The 25,011-nt window shown below is 36.9% G+C and carries 17 protein-coding genes; 10 read left to right on the top strand and 7 right to left on the bottom strand.

The window, feature by feature from the left end; translation table 11 throughout:
* Positions 1-4: 4 nt before the first annotated feature.
* On the top strand, positions 5-796 hold the full coding sequence (locus AO058_RS14515; protein ID WP_075327193.1) for a tRNA pseudouridine synthase A: 792 nt from the start codon (positions 5-7) through the stop codon (positions 794-796).
* Here the strand turns inward: AO058_RS14515 and recQ are convergent.
* Together recQ and AO058_RS14505 are read right to left on the bottom strand one after the other, a co-directional pair.
* On the bottom strand, positions 793-2,910 hold the full coding sequence (gene recQ / locus AO058_RS14510; protein ID WP_075327192.1) for a DNA helicase RecQ: 2,118 nt from the start codon (positions 2,908-2,910) through the stop codon (positions 793-795). The two genes, AO058_RS14515 and recQ, sit on opposite strands and share 4 nt — an antisense overlap.
* A 116-nt stretch (positions 2,911-3,026) precedes the next feature.
* Positions 3,027-3,962, bottom strand: coding sequence for a C1 family peptidase (locus AO058_RS14505; protein WP_075327191.1), 936 nt, complete (start codon positions 3,960-3,962; stop codon positions 3,027-3,029).
* Between the two features lie 230 nt (positions 3,963-4,192).
* Between AO058_RS14505 and ychF the strand changes: the two genes are divergently transcribed.
* The 4 genes from ychF to AO058_RS14485 all read left to right on the top strand — a co-directional run bounded on the left by ychF (position 4,193) and on the right by AO058_RS14485 (position 8,227).
* Positions 4,193-5,287 (top strand): redox-regulated ATPase YchF, encoded by a 1,095-nt coding sequence (gene ychF, locus AO058_RS14500; RefSeq protein ID WP_075327190.1) that lies wholly within the window; start codon positions 4,193-4,195, stop codon positions 5,285-5,287.
* Between the two features lie 162 nt (positions 5,288-5,449).
* Entirely contained in the window at positions 5,450-6,121 is a 672-nt protein-coding gene (locus AO058_RS14495) for a hypothetical protein (RefSeq protein ID WP_075327189.1), read from the top strand.
* Positions 6,122-6,216: 95 nt separating this feature from the next.
* Positions 6,217-6,951, top strand: a complete 735-nt coding sequence (locus tag AO058_RS14490) for a class I SAM-dependent methyltransferase (protein ID WP_075327188.1) — start codon at positions 6,217-6,219, stop codon at positions 6,949-6,951.
* Positions 6,952-7,033: 82 nt separating this feature from the next.
* A complete protein-coding gene (locus AO058_RS14485) occupies positions 7,034-8,227 on the top strand; it encodes a hypothetical protein (RefSeq protein ID WP_075327187.1) in 1,194 nt (397 codons plus the stop codon).
* A gap of 99 nt (positions 8,228-8,326) precedes the next feature.
* Here AO058_RS14485 and AO058_RS14480 read toward each other — a convergent pair whose 3' ends face one another.
* Together AO058_RS14480 and AO058_RS14475 are read right to left on the bottom strand one after the other, a co-directional pair.
* Positions 8,327-9,265, bottom strand: coding sequence for a ring-cleaving dioxygenase (locus AO058_RS14480; protein WP_075327186.1), 939 nt, complete (start codon positions 9,263-9,265; stop codon positions 8,327-8,329).
* Positions 9,266-9,442: 177 nt separating this feature from the next.
* A complete protein-coding gene (locus AO058_RS14475; RefSeq protein WP_075327185.1) occupies positions 9,443-9,766 on the bottom strand; it encodes a phosphoribosylpyrophosphate synthetase in 324 nt (107 codons plus the stop codon).
* 249 nt (positions 9,767-10,015) lie between these two features.
* Here AO058_RS14475 and pyrR point away from each other — a divergent pair, with 249 nt between their 5' ends.
* The 5 genes from pyrR (at position 10,016) to AO058_RS14450 (ending at position 13,473) form a co-directional block, all read left to right on the top strand.
* Positions 10,016-10,555, top strand: coding sequence for a bifunctional pyr operon transcriptional regulator/uracil phosphoribosyltransferase PyrR (pyrR, locus tag AO058_RS14470; protein WP_075327184.1), 540 nt, complete (start codon positions 10,016-10,018; stop codon positions 10,553-10,555).
* 8 nt (positions 10,556-10,563) lie between these two features.
* Positions 10,564-11,493: an aspartate carbamoyltransferase catalytic subunit gene (locus tag AO058_RS14465; protein ID WP_075327183.1), complete on the top strand. Its 930-nt coding sequence runs from the start codon at positions 10,564-10,566 to the stop codon at positions 11,491-11,493.
* 41 nt (positions 11,494-11,534) lie between these two features.
* Entirely contained in the window at positions 11,535-11,867 is a 333-nt protein-coding gene (locus tag AO058_RS14460) for a ribonuclease Z (RefSeq protein ID WP_075327182.1), read from the top strand.
* 10 nt (positions 11,868-11,877) lie between these two features.
* Positions 11,878-12,786 (top strand): ribonuclease Z, encoded by a 909-nt coding sequence (locus tag AO058_RS14455; protein ID WP_075327181.1) that lies wholly within the window; start codon positions 11,878-11,880, stop codon positions 12,784-12,786.
* Positions 12,787-12,966: 180 nt separating this feature from the next.
* Complete coding sequence (locus AO058_RS14450) at positions 12,967-13,473, top strand: CAP domain-containing protein (RefSeq protein ID WP_075327180.1); 507 nt, start codon at positions 12,967-12,969, stop codon at positions 13,471-13,473.
* Between the two features lie 82 nt (positions 13,474-13,555).
* On the opposite strand, the gene AO058_RS14445 is transcribed toward AO058_RS14450, so the two are convergent.
* From AO058_RS14445 to AO058_RS14435, 3 genes are read right to left on the bottom strand one after another with little or no spacing between them, the layout of a single operon-like run.
* A complete protein-coding gene (locus AO058_RS14445) occupies positions 13,556-15,418 on the bottom strand; it encodes an OmpA family protein (protein ID WP_075327179.1) in 1,863 nt (620 codons plus the stop codon).
* Positions 15,419-15,435: 17 nt separating this feature from the next.
* The gene (locus tag AO058_RS14440; protein ID WP_075327178.1) at positions 15,436-16,347 is read right to left on the bottom strand and encodes a PorP/SprF family type IX secretion system membrane protein; all 912 of its coding nucleotides are present in this window, start codon (positions 16,345-16,347) and stop codon (positions 15,436-15,438) included.
* A 12-nt stretch (positions 16,348-16,359) separates the two neighbouring features.
* Complete coding sequence (locus AO058_RS14435) at positions 16,360-25,002, bottom strand: HYR domain-containing protein (protein WP_075327177.1); 8,643 nt, start codon at positions 25,000-25,002, stop codon at positions 16,360-16,362.
* Positions 25,003-25,011 lie beyond the last annotated feature (9 nt).

Raw genomic sequence — 25,011 nt, 5'->3', positions numbered from 1 at the left:
ACCATTGCAACCCAGGCGCTATTTTTACCTTATTAAAGTTCAGTATTTAGGCTATCGTTTACACGGTTGGCAAAAGCAGCCAGATGTAAAAACAGTAGAAGAGTTAATCACAAAAACTCTGCGTTATGTGATGCCTGAACAAAAGTTTAAAATTTTGGGCACCAGTAGAACCGATGCTATGGTTTCTGCCCAGGAGTCGGCATTTGAGTTGTTTTTAGATTACGAACCATTATCTAATCTGGATGAATTTTTAAAAGAATTCAATCAGAATTTACCACAGGATATTCGAGCACTTGCCATTACTGAAGTAGATGCGAAATTCAATATAATTCAGCATCCAAAACTTAAGGAATATGCTTATTTATTTAGTTTTGGAGAGAAAAACCATCCCTTTTGTGCGCCTTTAATGGCTAATTTTCAATTTGATCTGGATATTGAATTGATGAAAAAAGGTGCAAAGCTTTTTGAAGGAAAACATCAATTTAAAAATTACTGCGTGCGGGTTTCAGAAAATAGCACTTTTGAACGTGAGATCATAAAGTCTGAATTAGTAGAAAATACCGAAATTACCGCGAGTTTTTTTCCTGAAAAATCTTATATTTTTCATATTCACAGTGCCGGTTTCCTAAGGCACCAGGTTCGTTTAATGATGGGCGCTTTGCTGCAACTTGGTAGAGGTGAATTGACACTGGAAGATCTGGAAAACAGCTTAAAACCCGGAGTTGAAATGCAAATGGATTACATAGTACCGGCCTCGGGCTTGGTTTTAAATAAAATTGGGCTGCAAGATTTTTAAACCTCTGCTTCCTGTTTTTCTAAAATAGCTAAAGCTAACCTGATCGTTCCATAATCTATTGCTTCTTCAAAATGTTCAAAATATGGTTTTAAACCTTCTGGGTTCTCAAGTTCAGTTTTAGCTTTTTCAATAGCTTTAAAATCGGCTTTAGAAATATATTTCATAGGATCTACCCCTTCATTTTCCGCATACAATTTTGCCAAATGCGAATAAACAGTAGTAATTGCAAGCTCTCGTTTTTTCGCAATTTCTTCCAGGTTTAAACCTTCATTTAATAAATCTAAAGTTGCTTTGTAGGTATTTGCTTTTTTACGTTTTTTAGTGCTACGTTTTTTTTTACTGAAAGCGATGATTTCCTTTATGAATTTGTAACCGTAATCTTGCATTTTTTGTCTTCCCACACCATTAATTTGAAGAAACTCATCATCGGTCATAGGGCGGGATTTTTCCATTTCTTTTAAGGTCGCATCGTTAAAGATGAGGTAAGCAGGGATTTCTTCTTCACGAGCAATTTTTAACCTTAACTGTCTTAGTTTTTCAAAAAGGGAATTATCTGCAGTTTTTTCTGAAACTTCTGTTTCTTCCCTTCGTTTTAGTTTTTTACGGTCTGGAACTTCAGCAAGCTGTACTTTTTCACCTTCAAACAGGACATTTTTAGCCAATTCGGTAAGCTGCAAATTATTGCCACGGTGAAAAGCGATCTCTACATAACCAAGGTTAATTAGCTGAATAATATACTGCTGCCAGTGATGCCAGGAAATATCTTTTCCAATCCCAAAGGTTTTAATTTCCTGATAGTTTTTACTGAAAACCGACTCGTTTTGTGAACCGCGAAGCACATCTATAAGCACAGTAATCGGTTCGTTTTCTTTCAGTCTGAAAATACACGAAAGTGCTTTTTGAGCGATTACAGTTCCATCAAAAAACTGCGGCGGATTCTTACAAATATCACAATTGCCACAATCTTCTTGTTTTAATTCGCCAAAATAACTCAGCAATATTTTTCGGCGGCAACTTAATGCTTCTGAATATTGCTTCATTCGATCTAGCTTTGCAAGCTGCACTTCTTCATTTCCTGAATTGGAAGCAAATTTTTGCAACTGCACAACATCGGCATAACTATGAAAAAGCATAGTGTCTGAAGGCAGACCGTCACGCCCTGCACGACCAATTTCCTGGTAATAGCCTTCCAGGTTCTTGGGCATATTGTAATGAATTACCCACCGAATATTAGATTTATCGATGCCCATCCCAAAAGCGATGGTAGCACAAATAATCTTTGAATTATCATTGATAAAATTATCCTGAATTTCAATACGTTTTTCTGCTGGTAAACCGGCGTGGTAAGCTTCTGCTTCAAAACCTTTTCGCTGCAGCTTTTCAGCAATTTCCTCGGTGTTTTTCCTACTTAGGCAGTAGATAATTCCACTTTCCTTCTTTCGGTTTTTAACGAAATTGGTGATTTGCTCAAAACGTTTAATGCCGGGCCGCACATCAAGACTTAGATTTTTCCTATCGAATGAAGCGATGTGCTTTTCGGCGTTTGGAATATTTAATTGGCGGCAAATATCTTCTCGCGTAGCTTTATCGGCTGTGGCGGTTAGCGCGATCATTGGAGTAGTGGGAAAGCGATTTTTTAAATAGCCTAGTTGCGTATAAGCCGGTCTAAAATCGTGTCCCCAGCTGGAGATACAATGGGCCTCGTCTACTGCAATCAAACTTATTTTGCCGTCGCTCATAAACCGGTCTACAAACTGCAGACTTTCTGGGGCAACATAAAGCAGTTTTAATTCCTTGGAATCAATTTTTTTAAAGATCTCCTGTTGCTGGCTTTCGGTTTGGCTACTATTTAAAAATGCTGCGGGAACACCATTTGCAGTAAGTCCGTCTACCTGGTCTTTCATCAAGGCAATAAGTGGGGAAATTACCAGGGTAATTTCTGGCAGTAAAATGGCCGGAAGCTGGTAACAAATAGATTTTCCACCACCGGTGGGCATAATTACCAGGTTGTCTTTGCCTTCAAAAACCGAATCAATGATCTTTTTTTGAAGCGGTCTAAAACTATCGTAACCAAAATATTCTTTAAGCGTATGTAAAACCCGGGTATTTTCCATAGCCGCAAAGTTAGGGCAAAGTGACAATTCTCAAACCCTGTTGCGCTTAAATTATGGGAAAAAACCTATTTTTAAAATTAGGTTTCCCTAATTTCAAAATAATGTGAAGATCTATATTAAAGGTCGTAGGCTACATAAGCCTGGTTAATAACTCTAAAAGAAGCATCTGTATCGCCAACATTTTCAAAAGCCTGGTAATCTATCCAGACAAAACCATTGTCGCCCCAGGCTTCTCCCCAGGAATTCACCACCTTAAAAGCATTTACATCATCATCAAAACCAACCACCAACATCGCGTGGCAGGTTGCATCTTCATAATTTACCGCGTGTTCGCGATACGCACTCAAGCCAAAACTATCGGTTATCCCAAACTCTGGCGAAAGCACAGCGCCAATAACAATGGGTTGTTGTTGGGTAATTAAAGTTTTCATTTCAGCTAGCATATTTTCCCCGCTTAAACCTTTATAATCAGCTATTCTTGCTTCTTCGGCGGCTGCAATTACAGCTTCGTCGGGTTGGGTTTCGCATTCATTATCAGTATATGGGAAAAGTTCTAAAGCCGCGACTCCCTGTTCTTCTATTAAAGCAAGCGTTTCAGGAATTGAAGTTCCGCCGCATTCATCGGTGGTAATTTGATTATAAATATAAGACGGACTAAAAATATTTGCTTCAGAATAAGGTAATCCAGATTCAACTTTTTCCTGGAAAGATTTCAAATAATAACTCGTAGCCCAGGAAACGCAAGACCCCAGCGCGCCCTGATCGCCAACCGGGGGAAGGTTTTCAGAAAGATCAAAAGCTGCCGGTAAGCTATCGGGAATAACGAGGCTTTCCAGTAAATTTTCAGCATCTATATTGTAGTTACCATTTCCAGAGCATTCAAGGCCGGTGGAATAAACCTCGCCATCTTCAGAAATAAATTGATTTTCGGTTTCCTGTGGGATTTCGGGAACTGAAGGATTATTGGCATTGGGGTTTAAATCATCCCTGTCACTATAACAGCCTGCAAGGCTTAAGCTAATTGCGAGCAGTAAAATTTGAATTTTTTTCATAACAATTTGAGGTATTTTAAATCTTCATTATTCAGAAGAAAATCTGTTTATAGATGATTTTTAGAAAAATTCCTTCTGAGAATCTTCAACATATAACATCAATAAACATACTAATAATGTTCTTATTATGAAGAAAAAGATTTTTTATGCTGAATTGCTAATGCAAATAAAAAGAAATTAGTCGCTACACTAGAAAATATGTACATTTGCAGCCGCAAAAAATCATTACTATGAAAGCCGGAATTGTAGGATTACCAAACGTAGGAAAATCGACGTTATTTAATTGTCTCTCTAATGCAAAGGCACAGAGCGCGAATTTTCCTTTTTGTACCATAGAACCTAATGTTGGGGTAGTGAATGTTCCAGATCCCAGGATTCAACGATTGGAAAGTTTGGTTAAACCCGAAAAAGTACAGCCGGCCACAGTAGAAATTGTAGATATTGCCGGTTTGGTAAAAGGCGCTAGTAAAGGCGAAGGATTGGGGAACCAGTTTCTTGGAAATATTCGTGAAACCGATGCCATTCTACACGTTTTGCGTTGTTTTGAGAACGATAATATTGTACACGTAGATGGTTCTATAGATCCTATTAGAGACAAGGAAACCATAGATATGGAGCTTCAGCTTAAAGATCTTGAAACCGCAGAGAAGAAGTTGGAGAAAGTAAAGCGTGCTGCTCGTACCGGGAATAAAGAGGCCCAAAAAGAAGAAGCTGCACTTAGTAAAGTTAAAGGAGGTCTGGAAGCTGGGAAATCTGTTAGGGCTATAGATTTAACCGAAGAAGAAAGAAAAGATTTTATAAAACCGCTTCAGTTTATTACCGATAAGCCGGTGATGTACGTTTGTAATGTAGATGAAGATGCAGCGGTAGATGGTAACGCTCACGTAGATCGCGTAAGAGAAGCAGTAAAAGAGGAAAATGCTGAAGTTTTAGTACTTGCCGTAGGAACTGAAGCTGATATTACCGAGCTTGATGATTTTGAGGAAAGACAAATGTTTCTTCAGGATATTGGTCTCGAAGAACCTGGTTCTGCCAAATTAATTCGTGGAGCTTACGAATTATTAAACCTCCAAACCTATTTTACCGCCGGGGTAAAAGAAGTACGCGCCTGGACTATTCCTGTAGGAGCTACTGCGCCACAGGCAGCCGGAGTAATTCATACCGATTTTGAAAAAGGATTTATTCGTGCCGAGGTAATTTCTTATGCCGATTTTGACAGCCTTGGAAGCGAAGCTAAGGTAAAAGAAGCCGGTAAAATGCGAGTAGAAGGTAAAGAATATATTGTACAGGATGGCGATGTAATGCATTTTAGATTCAACGTGTAAATCGCAATTTTTTAAGATAATTTTGCCTTTTTTATACTTATTCATTCTAATTTAACTAAAATTAGAGTTTTATCTAAATTTTTAGAGATAGTTTATCATTCGTGCTAAGTTCAGCTTTTATTTATTTCCTAATTTTAAGTAAAACAACCAAAATAGGAAACTATGAAACTGAGAAAGAATTTTGAATCTAAACTTACAACACCGGCTTTTGTCAAAAAAACCGGACTTATAGTTATGGCTTCCGGGCTTCTATTTGCCTGTAACGATGGTAATAAAAAAGCCGATGATGCAGAGATAGAAATCGAACAGACCCTGGAGATTGAGGAAGATACTATGTCTAATTTTGCCTATCAAACCAACGCGGTAGCAGATTATCTTACCTATGTAGATGGAGATGATGAATATGAAGAAATGCAGGAAGAAATTGATCCTGAAACAGCTTTGCAAAAATTTGCAGCAGCAGTTTCAGAAAGAAGTAGAGATTTTGGAATGCAGGCCGATGAAAAGCTTGAAGTTATTGGCGATAGTCTAAGCCAACCGGCAGATGATTTGAACGCACAATTGCAAACTGCCATAGCTTCCCTCGAAAAACTCCAGGAAAATGCTTATGATGAACTTTCTGAAGAAGTAGATGACTTGAAAGCTGAACTTCAGAATATTGATATGCAAGCTGATAATGCGAAAGAAAAGTTGCGTAATTTCTTTCATAAGGCTGCAGATGTAATGGAAGATATGGACGCACCAACAGATGATGGTACAATGAAGGTAAATCCTGGCGCAGTAGATGAATCAGATTACAGTCAGGAACCTGATACCCTTGATGTAAATCAATAGAAAAATTTAGATTATAATATTTATAAGAACCGTCTTTTTAGACGGTTCTTTTTTTGTCTTTATTTTACTTATTTTTAATTGAAATTATATTTTTAATGAAAGACAATTTTTCTACTCAATCTTCTTCCTATGCAAGGTACAGACCTTCCTATCCGCAGGAATTATATAAATTTTTGAAAGAAAAATTAACTGCAACTGAAACCGCCTGGGACTGCGGAACGGGAAATGGCCAGGTAGCAGGAGAATTAGCAGATTTCTTTCAAAAAGTAGAAGCTACAGATATAAGTAAGCAACAGTTAGAAAATGCAGTAAGGAAGCCTAATATTCAATATTTTGTGCAACGGGCTGAGGAAACAAACTTTCAGGATAAAACTTTTGACCTTGTTACTGTGGGGCAGGCCGTTCACTGGTTTAATTTTAAAACTTTTTACAGCGAAGTAGAGCGGGTTTTAAAACCTAATGGAATTATTGCGATAATAGGTTACTCCCTATTTAAAAGTAATTTGGAAACAGATAAGCTGATTTATAAATTTTATAAAGATATTATTGGCTCGTTTTGGGATGAAGAAAGGCGCTATTTAGATGAAAAATATCAAACAATTCCATTTCCTTTTCAGGAAATTGAAACACCGGCGTTTCAGCAGGAATATCAATGGAGTTTTGATCATTTAATAGGATATTTAGAAACCTGGAGCGCTGTAAAACACTATGAAAAAGAAAAGGGTGAAAATCCTGTAAATTTGATTAAAAATGAACTTAAAATCGCCTTTGGAAATAAAAATAAAATAGTTTTTCCCATTCTTCTAAGGCTGGGAAAATTGAATGATTAAAATTAAAAATTGAACTGGCATAGAATATGATTATCTTCCAATCGTTATAAATAAATAAATTAGCTGATTAAAATAATTGATAATGAATAAATTAGGTTTTATTTTCCTGTGTTTTACGGGTATGTTTTTTCAGAATTCATTGGCACAAAGCTTTGCCGATGACCAATCGGTAACCCAGCAGGTGCTCCAGGAGCTTAATAGAGAACGCAGTTTGTTAAGTCAGAATCTGGAATTTAGAATTAAAGAAATAGATTCAAAAATTAGCAATCTTGATGAAAGCATTCAAAACACGAATTCTTCTGCAGAAAAAGTAGAAAAACTTCTGGAACGTGTTAAATTCCTTGAAGAACGCCAGGAAGAAATAGATAAAAATACCATTAGCGTTTACAAATATAATTACAGTTCTGCCGTGTTAAATTTAGCATCTATGGAACGCGAAATTAAGCCGCTAAATCTGTTTAATGCTTCCCGTGAATTTTATGCAACTTTAGACCAGGTGAGTAACCCAATGCATTATGAAGGTTACCAGGAGTGGTTTGGCCAGTTTAGAAAGTTTATTGAAGATGAAAAGAAAAATGATGCCAGGCTTTCTGCATTAAGCCATATTCTAAATGTAACTGGAGATCTTGCGCAGGGCACACCATTTACCGGAATGTTTGCCGGAACCGTTTTTGACGGAATTGGAAGCTTTATAAATTCTCTTGGTTGGGGCGATAAAAAACTGAAACAGCAAAGTACAGAAATGCTGAAACTAACCACAACTGTGGCGCAATTTACCCACGATAAGGATCTTATAGAAACCGAGTGGGAATCTATTAATAAAAACCTGGATGAATTAAAAGAGCTACAGGAAAAGGCAATGCAGGAAAATTTAGTACAAATCCTGGAAATAGACCCAACCGAGTTTGATCGTAATTTCACCAATGAAACCGATGCAAAAAAACGTACGCAGTATATCTTAGATATTTCTAAAATTGCTGAAAATAAAATCGCTGAAGAAAAAGCTAAAAATCCTGAAAACTGGAAACAGGACTATCACGACCAGATGATCGCGGTACAAAATTTAAAGATCCGTTTTGGAACTATTACTTTTAGAATTCTTGAAAATTTAAAGAAATATGATTCGCTTATCAAGAAATACGAAAACGATGAATATTTAAAAACTAAAATCGCCGATCTTAAAACGAAACTTAACGTGGTGCGAAACAGTTTTGAATCTACTTTTAATCCGCAGGAATATATTAAAGCATCTAACGAGATGTATGTAGTAGAGTAGAGGTTTTCTTCTTTATTGATAAAGACTATCTCAGAATCTTAAATCCTGAAATAAATTAAGGATGACGTTAAAGATTCTGAGATAGTCTTTTATGTTTGTCTAATGCTTTAATTCAGGCAGGAGTTTTTCAATCCTATCTCTGGAACCTTCATATTGTTCAGGTAATTTTAGGTTGCTTCCAAGTTCTTCAAGGCTTTCATCTCTTGTAAAGCCGGGGTTATCGGTAGCAATTTCAAATAAAACTCCGCCCGGTTCTCTAAAATAGAGCGAATAGAAATAATCCCTATCTATTTTTTCGGTAATTTGTAAACCTTTCTGAATAATTTTTTCCCTAAAGCGCATTTGGGTTTCTTCATCTTTTACCCGAAAAGCGATATGGTGATTAGTACCACCGGCGTTAATTCCACGGTCGGCTGTTGGATCTTCGTGAATATCAATTATAGCAGCATTTTCTACTGCACTGGTTTTGTATCTATAAAATTCCCCTGATTTTTCTTCGAGTTCGTAGTCAAAAATATCTGTTAGAATACTGGCAGTAGGACCAACATTAAATAGCGTAAGAGTTACACTATGAAAACCTTTTAAAGCCACATCGCTTTTAATTTCATCGGTTTCCCAAGCCTCGCGGTTATCCTGGTGTTTAGTGACAATTAGTTTTAAATTGAGCCCGTCGGGATCTCTAAAAGGTAAATATTGTTCTCCAAACTGCTCCCTGATTTTTCCAAACTCCACTCCGTGTTTTTCAAAGCGTTCCTGCCAGAAATCGAGGCTGCCTTCTGGAACCGAATAACCTATTTCGGTAGCCATTCCCACGCCGTTTTTCCCCTGCTTAACTCGTGGCCATGGGAAAAAAGTTAAAATGCTTCCCGGTGAGCCAACTTTATCGCCAAAGTAAAAATGATAAGTTTTAGGATCATCAAAATTCACCGTTTTCTTAACCATTCGTAATCCTAGAACTTTGGTATAAAAATCGTAATTGCGTTGCGCATCTCCGGCAATTGCAGTAATATGGTGTAAACCAAGTATTTTATCTTCCATAATTTTTTGTTTCAATTAAGTAAAAACCATTCTCATCCTGGGTTAAATTATTGGTAAAAATAACCGATAACTGAAATTCAGGAATTTCAGCTGATAAAGGAGCTAAAAATTTAAGTTCAATAGCTCTATAAAATTAAAGAATTTATTGGGATTCAGAGAAAATCCAGTTAGGAAGATCTAAAGGTGTTTATGCAGACGCTTTACAATATCGTAAGTATTAGAATCTGAATAAGTTCCAAAAGCATTTACCAAAACGCCTTTTATTTTATGATTGTGAGAAGAAATGGCGTAAACAATCATTTCATCGCCTGGATCTGTGATCCCTTCAAAACGGTAGATTTCATCAATTTCAAAATCTTCAGGAGAAAGTTCAAGGGAGCGCTGTGGAGCAACAATTTTATCCTTTTCCGGCTCTAATTTAAAGTCGGTGGTATAACCTCGAGCAGCAAGACCATTCATTGCCTGGCTTACAGTATCGTAATCGTGTCTTTCTACCAACATAATTTCATCAATTTAATACTATAAAATTACTTAATTTTAATCTATAAAACTATTGAAAATCAGAGTTTTATTTAATATATAAAAACTTCAGCCTATGTTTAAATATTAATTTTAATCTTCAATTGAAAAAAAAGAATATCCAGTTTAAGTTCTTCAGTAAAAAGATTTAAAACTGAAGTCTATTCAACTTCAGAAAAAAATAAAAAAGCTTACTTTTGTGACAGAACTTCTATTTTTTGCAACTAAACTATGGGCCAAAGAACATTACTGAATGCTGTTGAAATAAATATTATTTTACACCGTCTTGCCTGCCAGTTAGTTGAAAATCACACCGATTTTAAAAACACCGTAATTATAGGAATCCAACCGCGAGGGGTTTTTCTTGCTGAAAGGATTATAAAAATTCTGGAAGAAGAATACCAGATTGAAGATTTAAAATACGGCCACCTGGATATCACTTTTTATCGAGACGACTTTAGAAGAAGTGACAAACCGCTTGAAGCGAATAAAACTAAAATTGATTTTATTGTTGAAGATAAAAAAGTGGTTTTTATAGATGATGTTCTTTACACCGGCCGCAGCATTAGGGCGGCATTAACTGCTATACAATCTTTTGGCAGGCCTGCAGAAATTGAATTATTAAGTTTTATAGATAGACGTTTTAGCCGTCATTTACCCATTCAGCCAGATTATAATGGGCGACAGGTAGATGCTATAAATGAAGAAAAAGTAATAGTGAACTGGAAAGAAAACGATGGTGAAGACGTGGTTTATCTGGTTTCTAAATAATTAAAAATATGAGCGAATTAAGTGTAAACCACTTACTGGGAATTAAATATCTAACTAAAGAAGATATTGAGCTTATTTTTAAAACTGCCAATCATTTTAAAGAAGTGATTAACCGGCCCATTAAAAAAGTCCCTTCGCTTAGAGATATTACCATTGCCAACCTGTTTTTTGAAAATTCTACCAGAACCCGACTTTCTTTTGAACTTGCAGAGAAACGCTTAAGTGCCGATGTCGTAAATTTTTCGGCTGCATCTTCTTCAGTAAAAAAGGGAGAAACCCTTATAGATACCGTAAACAATATTTTATCTATGAAAGTAGATATGGTAGTGATGCGGCACCCCAATCCCGGGGCAGGAATTTTTCTTTCCCGCCACGTGAAAGCCAGTATAATTAATGCTGGAGACGGTGCTCACGAGCATCCTACCCAGGCACTTTTAGACAGCTACTCTATTAAAGAGCGTCTTGGTGAAGTTAAAGGTAAAAAAGTGGTGATTGTAGGTGATATTTTGCATAGTAGAGTAGCGCTTTCCAATATTTTTGCACTTAAACTTCAGGGAGCCGAAGTTAAGGTTTGTGGGCCTAAAACTTTATTGCCAAAACATATTGAATCTTTGGGTGTGGGCGTAGAGACCGATCTTAGAAAGGCTCTTGAATGGTGTGATGTGGCAAATATGCTTAGAGTTCAGAATGAGCGAATGGATATTAGTTATTTTCCCAGTACCAGGGAATACGCACAGCAATTTCAGCTAAATAAGAAAATGCTGGAAAGCCTGAATAAAGAAATAGTAATAATGCACCCGGGACCAATTAACCGCGGCGTGGAAATTACCAGCGATGTTGCCGATGCCGAAAATGCGATTATTTTAGACCAGGTACAAAATGGAGTAGCCGTTAGAATGGCAGTGATTTATTTATTAGCTTCAAAGATAAACCACTAAAAGGCTTTAATTCCTTAACTTTAAATTTAAAGAACCACACTATGAAGATTTCAGAAAAAGAGAATTATATTTTAATAGAACCTTTAGAAGCTCCGGTTGTAGATTTTGTTTCGTTACTTACACAAAGACACGCCGAGTTTGAAAATAATAATGTGGCTGTAAATTTGCTTGCTTATCACCAAATTCAAAAAGAAGAAGTGATGGGATTTTTAGAAATTGCCACTACACACCAAATGAATAATAAATCTTTTGTTTTAATAAGTAATGCAGTTACTATAGATGAACTACCTGAAGAAATTGTGGTAGTGCCCTCTTTACGGGAAGCTGAAGATCTTATTCAAATGGACGAAATTCAACGGGATTTAGGGGTTTAATTTTTACTGCATGAAGCTCAATATTCTTGGCTGTTACGCTGCTACTCCCCGTAGTTTCACTAATCCCACTTCCCAGGTGTTGGAAATTAAGAACGAATTGTTTTTAATTGATTGTGGCGAAGGGACGCAGGTACAACTAAGGCGCAATAAAATTAAATTTTCCAGGATAAAACACGTCTTTATTTCCCATCTTCACGGGGACCATTGTTACGGGCTTGTTGGGCTCATTTCTACCTTTAGATTATTAAACCGGGAAACCGAATTACACGTTTACGGGCCAAAAGGAATAAAGGAAATTATAACATTACAGCTAAAACTTTCTAATTCCTGGACTAATTACCCGCTTTATTTTCATGAATTGAGCAGTAAGGAACCCCAGCTTATTTTTGAAAATGAAAAGCTAAGTGTAGAAACTATCCCTTTAATTCATAGAATTTATACTAACGGTTTTTTATTCAAAGAAAAACCCGGGGACCGGAAATTGCTTATCAATAAAGCGGTTGAATATAATATTGATGTTTCTCTCTATAAAAGTTTAAAGAAAGGAAAAGATGTAACTTCTGAATCTGGCGAATTGGTTCCTAATTATTTAGTAACTGCGCCCCCTGAACCTACGAAAAGTTACGCCTATTGTAGTGATACCGCTTTTAATCAGAACATGATTCCACAGATAAGCGGTGCGACGGTTTTATACCACGAATCTACTTTTCTTGAAGATAAAGCAGAACTGGCTTTTCCCACCAAACATAGTACGGCAAAAGAAGCTGCCCAAATTGCTAAAGAAGCAGGGGTGCAAAAACTAATTCTTGGCCATTATTCTACCCGATATTCTAATATCAATTTATTTAGAGAAGAAGCTGCAGGTATTTTTCCTGAAGTTGAACTTGCCGATGATGGGAAGGTTTTTGTCTTTGAATAACACTTTTCCTTACATTTTCCTACATTTTAAATTTTCTGAATTCCTAACAAGTTCATTTTTAGTAGGATAAAACTTACTATTTATGTTAAAATTCAGATAAAATCGATGAACTGCATTTTAACATATGTTTTTAGTCGATAAAAAGTGTACTTTTAACTTCCCAGTCTAACTTACTGAACTATGAGAAAAAGTACCTTTAGGTTTGCAATACTTGTTTTGCTCTCTATATCAACGATTTCCTGCGCAAAGCAAAGCATCGAAGACGAAGTGAATTCCTACAATCATACCGCAGAAGAAATTGTTAATTTTAATTATTCTGAAATTGAAAGTAGTATTCTTGAATTAGTGAATGCACATCGTAAAAGCCTGGAACTTGAACCTCTTAAACCAATAGCTGAAGTTTCTTTAGAAGCCGAATCTCATAATTATTACATGCTTGAAGTTGGAAAGGTAAGTCACGATAATTTTGGTGCACGTTACGAAAATCTGGTGGAGGCTGTTGGAGCAAAATCTGTAAGTGAAAATGTTGGATTTGGCTACCGTACTGCAGAAGCAGTGGTAAATGCCTGGTTAAATAGTGATGGCCACAAGAAGAATATTGAAGGAAACCATTCTCACTTTGGAGTATCTGTGGTAGATGATGCAGAAGGCCGTAATTATTTCACCAATATCTTTATAAGAAAGTAATATTTGTTTTTCATAGATTGATTAAGGAAAAAAGGTTCAGCGTTTTGCTGAACCTTTTTTAATTTAATTTTCTTTAAAAAAATTAATCCATCTTAACCACGCTAAACATAGAACGGCGATTAAGCTGGTGTTGCTCACTGGAACAGCGATCACAGTCTATGGCTGGTTTACGTTCTCCAAAAGCCTGTTTTTGAAGTCTCTCTCCACTTACACCTTCTGCAATTAAATAATCACGAGTGGCTTTGGCCCGTCTTTCGGCTAGAGCATCGTTATAAATATCACTTCCACGTTTATCGGTATGAGAACCAATTTCTATAACCAAATCTGGATATTCTTCTTTCATTAATTTTACCAGTTTATCCAGTTCTTTTGCAGCATCTGCTCTAATATTACTTTTGTCAAAATCGAAATAAATATTATTTATTTCGGCAAGATATTCCACATCGGCAACCGGTTGGAGTGCGATATTATAGATTAATTCTTCCGAATCTTCCATATTGCGAGTATCTAGAGTGTCACTAAAATTTTGATATTCAATTTGCTTTGCTTCCAAGGGAATATCTATATTTCTATTTACCGTGGTTTGGTAATCTCCATCTTCATTAGATTCCAAAAATGCAATTTCCTCATTATTTTTATTAAAAAGTCTTATGGTAGCCCGGGGAATAGGGTTTCCATTTACAGCATCGGTAACCTTGCCTTTTAATACCAGGGGAAGCAATTGATTAAAGCTATAAATATTATCTGAACCCTCACGATTTGATGCTATAAACCCCGCATTCCTATTAGTTTCTCTGAAATAGCTAAAATCGTCTAAGTTGCTATTTATAGTTTCTCCCAGGTTTTGAACTTCAATATTTTCAGTGTCTAAATCTGTCTTAAAAATATCGGCTAAACCGTAACCGCCGTGTCCGGTAGAAGAGAAGTAGAGCACATTTTCTTCATCTATAAAGGGAAAAGTTTCATCTTCAGGCGTATTAATTTTACTTCCTAAATTTTCAGGTATTCCAAAAGTATTATTTCCCTTTATGGAAACCTTAAAAAGATCGGTGCGGCCCTGGCCACCGGGCATATTAGAAGCAAAAAATAGTGTTTTTCCATCCTGGGAAACCGTTGGGTGCCCCACAGAATAATTATCACTATTAAAAGGTAATTCCTGAATATTTATCCAGCTATTTCCCGATTTTTGAGCTGAATAGATCTTTAAATGATTAGTGGCTTCTTTATCTCTTTTTCCTTCCTTATTATTGAAATAATTATTTCGGGTAAAATATAAAGTTTCCCCATTTGGGCTAAAACTTATTGGGCCGTCGTGCAATTTGGTATTAATTTCTCCTGAAATAGGAGAGACCTCACCATTGGAATTTAATTTATAAATATCTAAGAAAGGTTCCTCGTTCCAGGAATATTCTTTTTCTGAATTCTTTGAATTTCGAGCTGAAATAAGATAGGTTTCACCCTTATATTTTACAGCGCCAAAATCACTAAATTCTGAATTAAAATCACTTTTCTGAAGTTTGTAGGTGGTTTGTATTGCGGAGTTTGTCCTGTTCTGTATTTTATTCGCTTCAGCTGAAGCTTCGCCGCGACTTTCAAGATATTTCTGCAGCCATTCCCGGGACTCTTCATATCTCTTTGCTCCGCGCAAGGCCTGGGCGTATTCGTAATAATATTCCTCAGAAATATTTGTAGAATCTTCTAAAACATCTTCATAATAAAAAACAGCGTTTTCGGGACTTCTTAATTTCATATAAGTGTCGGCGAGCTTTAACCTGTTTTTCTTGAGGTTATATTCGTTTGCTATAAGTTCTTTGTAAACATCTACGGCTTCTGTATAAGCAAAATTGTTATATAGCTTATCGGCTTTTTTTTGTTTACCATATTGTGCCTGCAGGTTTATGCTAAACACTAAGAATAATAGAATTAAATAGTATTGTTTTTTCATAATCGGCGGCATTTATATTAAAAGAATCGGGGAGATTTGTACCTGGTTTTTTGAAATCTGAATTCGTAAATAAGTAGGATTTCGTGTGAACCAGAAGTGTATGGCCTTATGTCTGAAATTGAATATTCGTAAGCATAACCTGCTCTAAAACCATCAAAAAGTTCTACATCCAGGAAAGCTCCCAAAGCATCATCTATTCGCCAGTTGGCACCCAGGTAAAATTTCTCATTAAAAATCATTGTTCCCGAAAAATCTACAGAAAGTGGTGCACCGCTAGTCATTTTTAATAAAGATGTGGGTCTAAATTTTAGATTTTCGTTTAGATCAAAAACATAACCCCCGGTTAAATAATAATGAATCTGCTCCATAGCCAGGAATTCATTATACTCGTGATTATTGTTATTGATCAATTTTGGTGCAGAAGCTCCTATATACCAGTTTTGAGCTGAGAGATAGAATCCTATCCCAAAATTTGGTGTCCATTTATTAAACTGGTCTTCAAAGAAGGGATCGTTTAAAACCTGCTGGTCATTAAATAGTTCTTCATCTAAATTATAGTAGCTCATCCCGGCTTTTAAACCCATTGCCAAAGAGATATTATTGTTAAAATCTAAACGATAAGCGAAATCACCATAAGCATAAGTATAATTCTCGTATCCGGTTTTATCATTAATTACCGAAAGTCCAAGGCCAACTTTATCGTTTGTAAGTGGAGAATGAACCGAAAGCGTTTGTGTATTTGGCGCCCCGCTTACTCCGGCCCATTGATTTCGGTTTAAAGCAGTTATAGAAAAGCCATCCCGGCTCCCGGCATATGCGGGATTTATAGAAATGGTATTGTACATATATTGGGTGAATTGCGGTAATTGCTGGGCTAAAGCCGAAACCGAAAACATAAGACAAAATATGAGTAGATATATATTTTTCATGTTCTTTCTTTTTTATTTTGTTCCTAAATAGATGTAACCTTGAATAGGGGCAAATCCGCTATTTCTAATTTCCAGGATATAGAAGTATGTTCCTGAAGGCAACTGATTTGAACTGGTTATGGAATTTGTTGAATATCCATCCCAATCGTTTTGATAGTTAACAGCTTCGTAAACTTTACTTCCCCAACGGTTAAAGATTTTTACATCGTAAGTGAAGCCGCATTCGCTGGCAAAATCTATACTGAAATAATCATTATGGTTATCGTTATTAGGTGTTACCGCTTTAGAAATACTGGATTGAATATCTTCCAGGCTACAAGGTAGAACCACACAATCATCATTGATAGATACTGTAACTTCTGTAGTAGAATTACAAGTACCATTGTTTAACTGATAATTAAAAGTATAGGTACCAACCTGAAGCAAAGCAGGATCAATAGTGCCCTGATTTAGGACCCCGGTATTTTCTGGATCTACCCAGGTTCCGGAAGTGTCGTAGTCTCCCTGCAGTAGTTCAAATAAATCGAAAGTGATATCTTCAGTACAAAGGCTTATCGTGCTGGTTTGAATTTCGCTTGCTACAGGATCTTCTAAAGTTACCACCGTAGCTTCTGAAACTTGATCAAATTCATCACTGGCCGTTACTGAATAAGTTCCCGGCTCAAGCGCTGTAAATTCATCTACTGCATAATAATTTTCTTCGTCAATGCTATAGGTAAGTCCGTCTTCAATATTAATCAGGATTACCCCAGTTGGGGTAACACAGTCTGGCTGAATTACTTCAACTTGTGGAGCATCTGGTGCTGGAGGAGTTTCTTCCAAATCTTCTTCTACAATAACTGTGAACGAGCAACTGGCAGAATTTCCCGCAGCATCGGTAACTTTATAGGTAACCGTTGTTTGACCAACCGGGAATTCTTCTCCAGACGCATAACCTTCGATTAGTTCTATACTCGTTTCTGAACAATTATCTGAACCGATAATGGCTTCATAATTTACCACCACGTTCCCCGTTCCGAATTCAACGTTTAAGGTAATATCTTCCGGACAGGAGATTGTGGGAGATTCATTATCTATCACGGTCACTGTAAAGCTGGAATTAGCTGAATTTCCATTAATATCGGTAGCGGTATAGGTGACTGTAGTTTGGCCTATAGGAAATTCAGACCCTGGAGCCAAACCTTTAGTAAGTGCTATACTTTCTATGCCACAATCATCGCTTGCCGACGGAATATCGTATTCCACAATCGCACCACATAAATCGGGATCGGTATTTACCGTGATATCATTTTTTTCTTCAATAACCGGGGCTTCATCATCAATTACCGTTACATTAAAGCTACAGCTGGTTGTATTTCCTGCTGAATCAGAAGCAGTAAAAGTTATAGTTGTAGTGCCCACCGGAAATACCTCTCCTGAAGACAGGCCAGCGGTTTGTTCTACAGTAACATCCCCGGAATTATCAAAACCTTCAGGAGTTTCAAATTCCACTACCGCAGCACATAGACCGGCATCAATATCTTTTGAAATATCTAACGGACATTCTAAAGAAGGATCTTCTGTATCTTCAATAGTTATATCAAAGCTACATTTACTGGTATTTCCTGAACTATCTGTTGCCGTAAAAGTTACTGTGGTTGTTCCAATAGGAAATTGAGAACCAAAAATAGGTCCGTCGGTTTGTTCTACAATCACTTCACAATTATCGATTGCTAAAGGATTGTCAAAATTCACTGTAGCAAAATCAACATTGGTTTCTGTACTAAATATCATGTTATCAGGACATTCAATTGAAGGTGCCTGATCATCGATTACTGTTACGATCTGAATTACCGGCTCAGCTTCATTTCCATTTTCATCGGTTGCTGTCCAGGTAATAGTTGTTGTTCCCACCGGATATTCAGCCTCAAGATCCTGATTATCATCCCGGGTTCCGATTACATTTCCTACTGAACAGTTATCAGTAGCTTCCGGAGCATTGATGGTTATCATCGCGCCACAAGTATCTGTATCGGTAGTGGTATTTATAGTTTCCACTTCAGCAATTATCGGAGCCTGGTTATCTTCAACATTTACAATTTGTATAACTGGCACAGCTTCGTTTCCATTTACGTCAGTTGCTGTCCAGGTAATCGTAGTTGTTTCCATCGGATATTCAGCATCAAGATCCTGATTATCATCCCGGGTTCCAATTACATTACCAACAGAGCAATTATCAGTAGCTTCCGGAGCATTGATGGTTATCATCGCGCCACAATTGTCTACATCGGTAGTGATATTTATAGTTTCCACTTCAGCAATTACCGGAGCTTCGTTATCTTCAACATTTACAGTTTGTATAACCAGCTCAGCTTCATTTCCATTTTCATCGGTTGCTGTCCAGGTAATAGTTGTTGTTCCCACCGGATATTCAGCCTCAAGATCCTGATTATCATCCCGGGTTCCGATTACATTTCCTACGGAACAGTTATCAGTAGCTTCCGGAGCATTGATGCTTATCATCGCGCCACAAGTGTCTGCATCGGTGGTGGTATTTATAGTTTCCACTTCAGCAATTACCGGAGCCTGGTTATCAATTACAATAATTGTTTGAGTACAGGTAGTTGTATTTCCAGACTTATCTTTTACCGTCCAGGTTACGATTGTTTCTCCAGGTTCAAATACTTCCGGAGCATCGTGGGTTATACTTAATTCTGAATCACAATTATCTTCAGCAACAAGATCTCCAAGAACAAAATTAGAAGCAGAACACATTCCCTCGTCTGTAGCTACGTTTGTTAAATCAGTAGGACATGAGATGATTACTGGTGCCTCTTCGTCTAGATCTGCTTCAACAATTATTTCTATAGTAGATTCGCAATCATTATTCTGTACTACCAGGTAATAGGTTCCCGATGCTAAATTTGAAATGATCCCATTTTCGTGAGAATATTCATTTTCCTCGCTATCCTTTAATATATAAGATAAACCTTCACTAAGCTCAAACTCTATGATACCATTACTTTCGCCACAAGTTGTATTTGTAACCGAAGTAATAACTGGAGATTCCGGACTTCCTGCGTTTTTTTCAATCACAATTGCTTCTGAAACAGTTCCGCAATCTTCATTATTAGCTTTTACAAAATAAGATCCAGCAGCTAAATCACTGAATTCCCCGTTTTCAATTGCATTGCTTAAAGCGTTTTGATTTTCATCAAGTAGAGTATAAGAAATTCCCTGAACAATTGTTACTGAAATTGCTCCGGTAGTATCTTCGCAAGTCGGCTGAGAAACAGTGGCTTCTGGTTGTGCCGGACTTCCTTGGTTTTCTTCAATTATAATTGCTTCGGAAATTGCTTCACAGTCTCCATTGCTAGCTTGTATAAAGTAGGTTCTTGGTGATAGTTTGGTGAATTCCGCATTTGCAATAGAATTACTTAATTCATTCTGATTTTCATCTAAAAGAGTATAAGCGATTCCCTCCTCAGTAGTTACTGAAATTATTCCGGTGGTGTCTTCGCAAGTTGGTTGCTGAGAAACAATCGCTTCTGGTTGCTCCGGACTTCCTTGGTTATCTTCAATCACAATTGCTTCAGAAGTTGCTTCGCAGTCTTCATTACTAGCCTGGATAAAATAAGTTCCAGCTGATAAATTAGTGAATTCCCCGTTTTCAATTGAATTGTTTAAAGCGTTTTGATTTGAATCTAGCAGGGTATAAGTAATCCTCTCAACAGTAGTTACTGAAATTATCCCGGTAGTATTTTCGCAAGTTGGTTGCTGAGAAACAATAGCTTCCGGTTGCGCCAGACTTCCTTCGTTTTCTTCGATGATAATTGCTTCAGAAGTTGCTTCGCAGTCTCCATTACTCGCTTTCACGAAATAGGTTCCAGCAGCTAGATCACTGAAAAATCCATTTTCAATAGTATTGTTTAGAGCATTTTCATTTGAATCTAAAAGTGTATAAGTAATTCCCTCAACAGTAGTTACTGAAATTGTTCCGATAGTATCTTCGCAAGTCGGTTGCTGAGAAATAATGGCTTCCGGTTGCGCTGGACTTCCTTGATTTTCTTCAATTAAAATTGCTTCAGAAATCGCTTCGCAGTCTCCATTGCTAGCCTGAACGAAATAAGTTCCTGCGACTAGATTGCTAAATTCTCCATTTTCAATAGTATTATTTAAAGCGTTTTCATTGTCATCAAGAAGTGTATAAGTAATTTCCTGAATAGTAGTTACTGCAATTGTTCCCGTCGTATCATCACAAGTCAGTTGCTGAGAAACAATCGCTTCCGGTTGTGCCGGACTTCCTTGATTTTTTTCGATAATAAATGCTTCAGAAATTGCATCACACTCTCCATTACTAGCCTGGATAAAATAAGTTCCTACGGTTAGATCACTGAATTCTCCGTTTTCAATGGTATTGTTTAAAGCGTTTTCATTTGAATCCAGCAGGCTATAAGTAATTCCGTCATCAGTAGTCACCAAAATTGTTCCGGTAGTATCTTCGCAAGTTGGTTGCTGAGAAACAATGGCTTCTGGTTGTGCCGGACTTCCTTTGTTTTCTTCAATTACAATTGCTTCAGAAGTTGCTTCGCAATCTCCATTGCTTGCTTGCACGAAATAAGTTCCTGCGGCTAGATCACTGAATTCTCCATTTTCAATTGCATTATTTAAAACGTTTTGATTTTCATCAAGTAGAGTATAAGTAATGCCTTCATTAGTAGTTACTGAAATTGTTCCGGTAGTATCTTCGCAAGTTGGTTGCTGAGAAACAATGGCTTCTGGTTGTGCCGGACTTCCTTTGTTTTCTTCAATTACAATTGCTTCAGAAGTTGCTTCACAATCTCCATTGCTTGCCTGTACAAAATAAGTTCCTGCGGTTAGATCACTGAAATCTCCATTTTCAATAGCATTGTTTAATGTATTTTCATATGCATCAAGTAGGGTATAAGTAATCCCCTCATCAGTAATTACTGAAATCGTTCCTGTGATATCTTCGCATGTTGGTTGTTGAGAAACATTAGCTTCCGGTTGCGCCGGACTTCCTTGATTTTCCTCAATTACAATTGCTTCAGAAACAGCTTCACAGTCTCCATTGCTAGCCTGGATAAAATAAGATCCGGCAGCTAGACCACTGAAATCTCCGTTTTCAATTACATTGTTTAAAGCATTTTGATTTTCATCAAGAAGTGTATATGAAATTCCCTCAATAGTAGTTACTGAAATCGCTCCTGTAATATCTTCGCAAGTTGGTTGTTGAGAAGCACTAGCTTCTGGTTGCGCGGGACTTTCCAGGTTTTCTTCAATTACCAAAGCTTCCGAAATCGCTTCGCAATCTCCATTGCTGGCTTGTACAAAATAAGTTCCAGCAGTTAAATCAAGGAATTCCGCGTTTTCAATAGTATTGTTTAGAGCGTTTTGATTTGAATTTAAAAGTGTATAAGAAATTCCGTCAACAGTAGTTACCGAAATTGTTCCGGTGGTATCCTCGCAAGTCGGCTGTTGAGAAGCACTAGCTTCTGGTTGTGCAGGACTTCCTTCATTTTCTTCAATCACAATTGCTTCAGAAATCGCTTCGCAATCTCCATTGCTGGCTTGTACAAAATAAGTTCCAGCAGTTAAATCAAGGAATTCCGCATTTTCAATAGAGCTATTTAATTCATTTTGATTTTCATCTAAAAGAGTATAAGTAATTCCGTCATCAGTAATTACTGAAACCGTTCCTGTAATATCTTTGCAAGTTGGTTGCTGAGAAACAATGGTTTCTGGTTGCGCGGGATTTCCTTTGTTTTCTTCGATAATTATATCCTTAGAGGGCTGGGAGATACACTCATCTTCATTTTGAGCATATATCACGTAAGTTCCAGGAGAAAGCTCTTCAAAAATGTTTGACTCCTGAAAAATTTCGCCATCCAGACTGTACATATATCCCTCAGTAGCATTTACCGTAATCTTTCCCGTTTCAAGATTACAGGTGGGTTGAGTTACTACTATGGTTTCAGGAGTTTCTGCTATGGCTGGTGCAGGTAGAACTTCAAAACTATTGGTTGTAAAAACACATTCATTTAAAGCAACTGATAGGGTATAAACCCCTGGAGATAATGAACTAGTAGCATTCTTTAACTCAAGATTGCCTGTAGTTGAATTCAGTTCATATATATAATCTGTATTAAAATTGGTGATTGTCAATACTCCATTTTCATTCTCACAGGTGGGATCTTTTTTAGTAAAAACAGGCTCCAGTTGTGTTTTAATATTTTCTAACGTAAGCGATTGTTGAACATCTATATTTCCACATTCATAAGTAATTCTGAAGATTCGCTGATAAACCGCAGGAGATTGTTGTTGTAAAAAATCCTTATAGCTTATACTTTCAATCTCTTCAGTAAAAGAAATGCTTCCACCTAAATCTGTAAATACTTGCTGAGAAATAGTGGTAAATTCATTTGACAAGGCCGGAATGGAGTCGTCTGTAAAATCGTTATCACAAGTTTGAATTGTTTGATTTTGTGGTGCGGTAATTTCCGGTTCTCCTATTACAGAAATCTTAATGGGAGCTCTGTTGGGACTTATACAGCTTGCCGATTCTCCTTCAGCAACGTAATAGATGAATTCACCAGACTGCGAAGTAGATGGAATAATTTGAATTTCGGGTGAAGTATCTTCTTCGCTGGTATAGTAATATAAATTGAAATCGGGATTACTGGGTACAGCTGTTAATGGATCGGCTTCATCGTTCAGACAATAAGTGATTGATTCAGTTTCAGGTACCGAAGCTATAGTTGTAATTTCTATAGTAAAGGGTATTGCGCAATTCTCGGTTCCCGGGATTACCGCATAATATTCACCCGAATTATTTGGAATGGGATTATTGGTAGTATACTCGGTACTATTATTAGTTACCGGAGATTCGTTAAAGAATCTTGTTCCGTTAGGAAACCCAGAATTAATTTCAGCAATACCTATTGGTTCTTCTCTATTACAATAAACAAATTTCCTGGCTTCATCTGAATTTTGGCAATTTTCAGCTCGAAAATTGGTAGCGTCTATGGCTACTTCAAAAGAAGTAGTAATAGGTTCACCCTGGCAGGTTCCTTCGGTTTCATATCCCTGAATAAGGTCTTTGTTTTGAAAAGTAGTACCGGTTATAGCTCCGCGACCACTAATATTTCCATTAAATCTTATAAGATCAAAACCCGGGCAGATATTGGAAAGAATAGTACAATTCTTAGTTACCCCAAATTTTATAGTGAGATCGGCTAAAACATCATTGGTACTGTTGGCTAGCGGTAATTCATCTATTTCCCAAACTATAGATCCGGTTGCACCTAAAGTGGGATCAAAATATACTTCATTATTTTGCGGACTGGGAGAGAAATAAAAATTGGTTGAAAGACCATTAGGAAGATAATCGGCGTTATATGGAACCGGAATTACCACTTTTACGTCTTCTACATTCTCGGTCCCTTTATTTTTTAATTCAACCTTATAGCTTAATTCGTCACCGGGTACTGCATTATATGGTGGATTGCCCGCTATATTTCCATTTATTGCGCTTAAAGAGGAAATCCCTTCAATTTCAGGAATGTAAGCGTCTACAGACATGGCAATTGAAAAAATGGAATAGGTGTCCTGGGTAGAACCATACCTAAAGGTGGTACTGGTTTGGTTATTATCTATAACTGAATTCCCCGCATTTGGAATATTGAACATGCTAATGTCTATTCCGGTATTATTAGTATAATTTGGTGTTCTTGAAGAACCATTATTTTGAATAGAAGAATTGAAGAAATTATTAGTAGTGTTTTGTTCGTGAGAAAGACTTAACCAGGCATTATTACTATTCTTTTTTATCTGAAAATAATCTCCTGAAATTCCTACATCACCCTCGCCGGCCATTATTCCCATTTTCATATTTACGGGGCCAGATTGCGCGGTATTAAATCCCGAAACAGGAAGTTCATAATGTGCCACAACATTCCCTTCAACATGAGCATAGCCATCAAAAACGGTAACATCCCTCCAATCCATTTGTGAATTTTCATAGATCACAATCATTCCCCATCCGCCGTAAAAACCGGTAGTACCACCGTTACCTTCAGTTAGTTCCATATCGGCAACCCAATATTCCCCCGTACCATTATTTTTCACTAAATCGGTTACTTCTACATAAGCAGCATACATATCTGATGGTCCAGGGAAAAGAATATCATTAACATTTGCGCTAATAGTTTGATAAGCGGAGTTATTTGGACCTTTTACTTTGATGTTTCTTTTAGCATTGGTCTTTCCAGAATTATTGGTACGCCCAGACCAATAAAGTCCGGCATAAATTATATTAGAGCACTCAGGATTTGCTCCATTTTCGTTTGAAAATTCAAGAACAGCTGCAGAAGAGTTTTTGGTGGAAGACTCGTTGTCTTCGTCTACAAATTGCATTAAATTGTTACTGTTATTTGTATTTTCCCCATAGGAAAAAAGGCTAAGATTGGTGTTGCCAATCATAGTGAAGTCTCCCTTAATATTATAGATCTTTTTTGATGTAGAATATTGGGAAGTTCGTTGCTTAAATTCCTTATATACCTGTGCGTTAACAGCCGTATTGAAAAATAAAACGGTAAATGTTATCAACACGAATCTTATAGCGGTAAACTGATTTCTAAAGTAGTTTTTTTTCATATTCCTGAA

This window comes from Salegentibacter sp. T436 (assembly GCF_001932675.1).
Classification (GTDB): domain Bacteria; phylum Bacteroidota; class Bacteroidia; order Flavobacteriales; family Flavobacteriaceae; genus Salegentibacter; species Salegentibacter agarivorans.
Note: the sequence above shows the minus strand (reverse complement) of the source record. Positions and strands in the feature narration are given on the sequence as shown.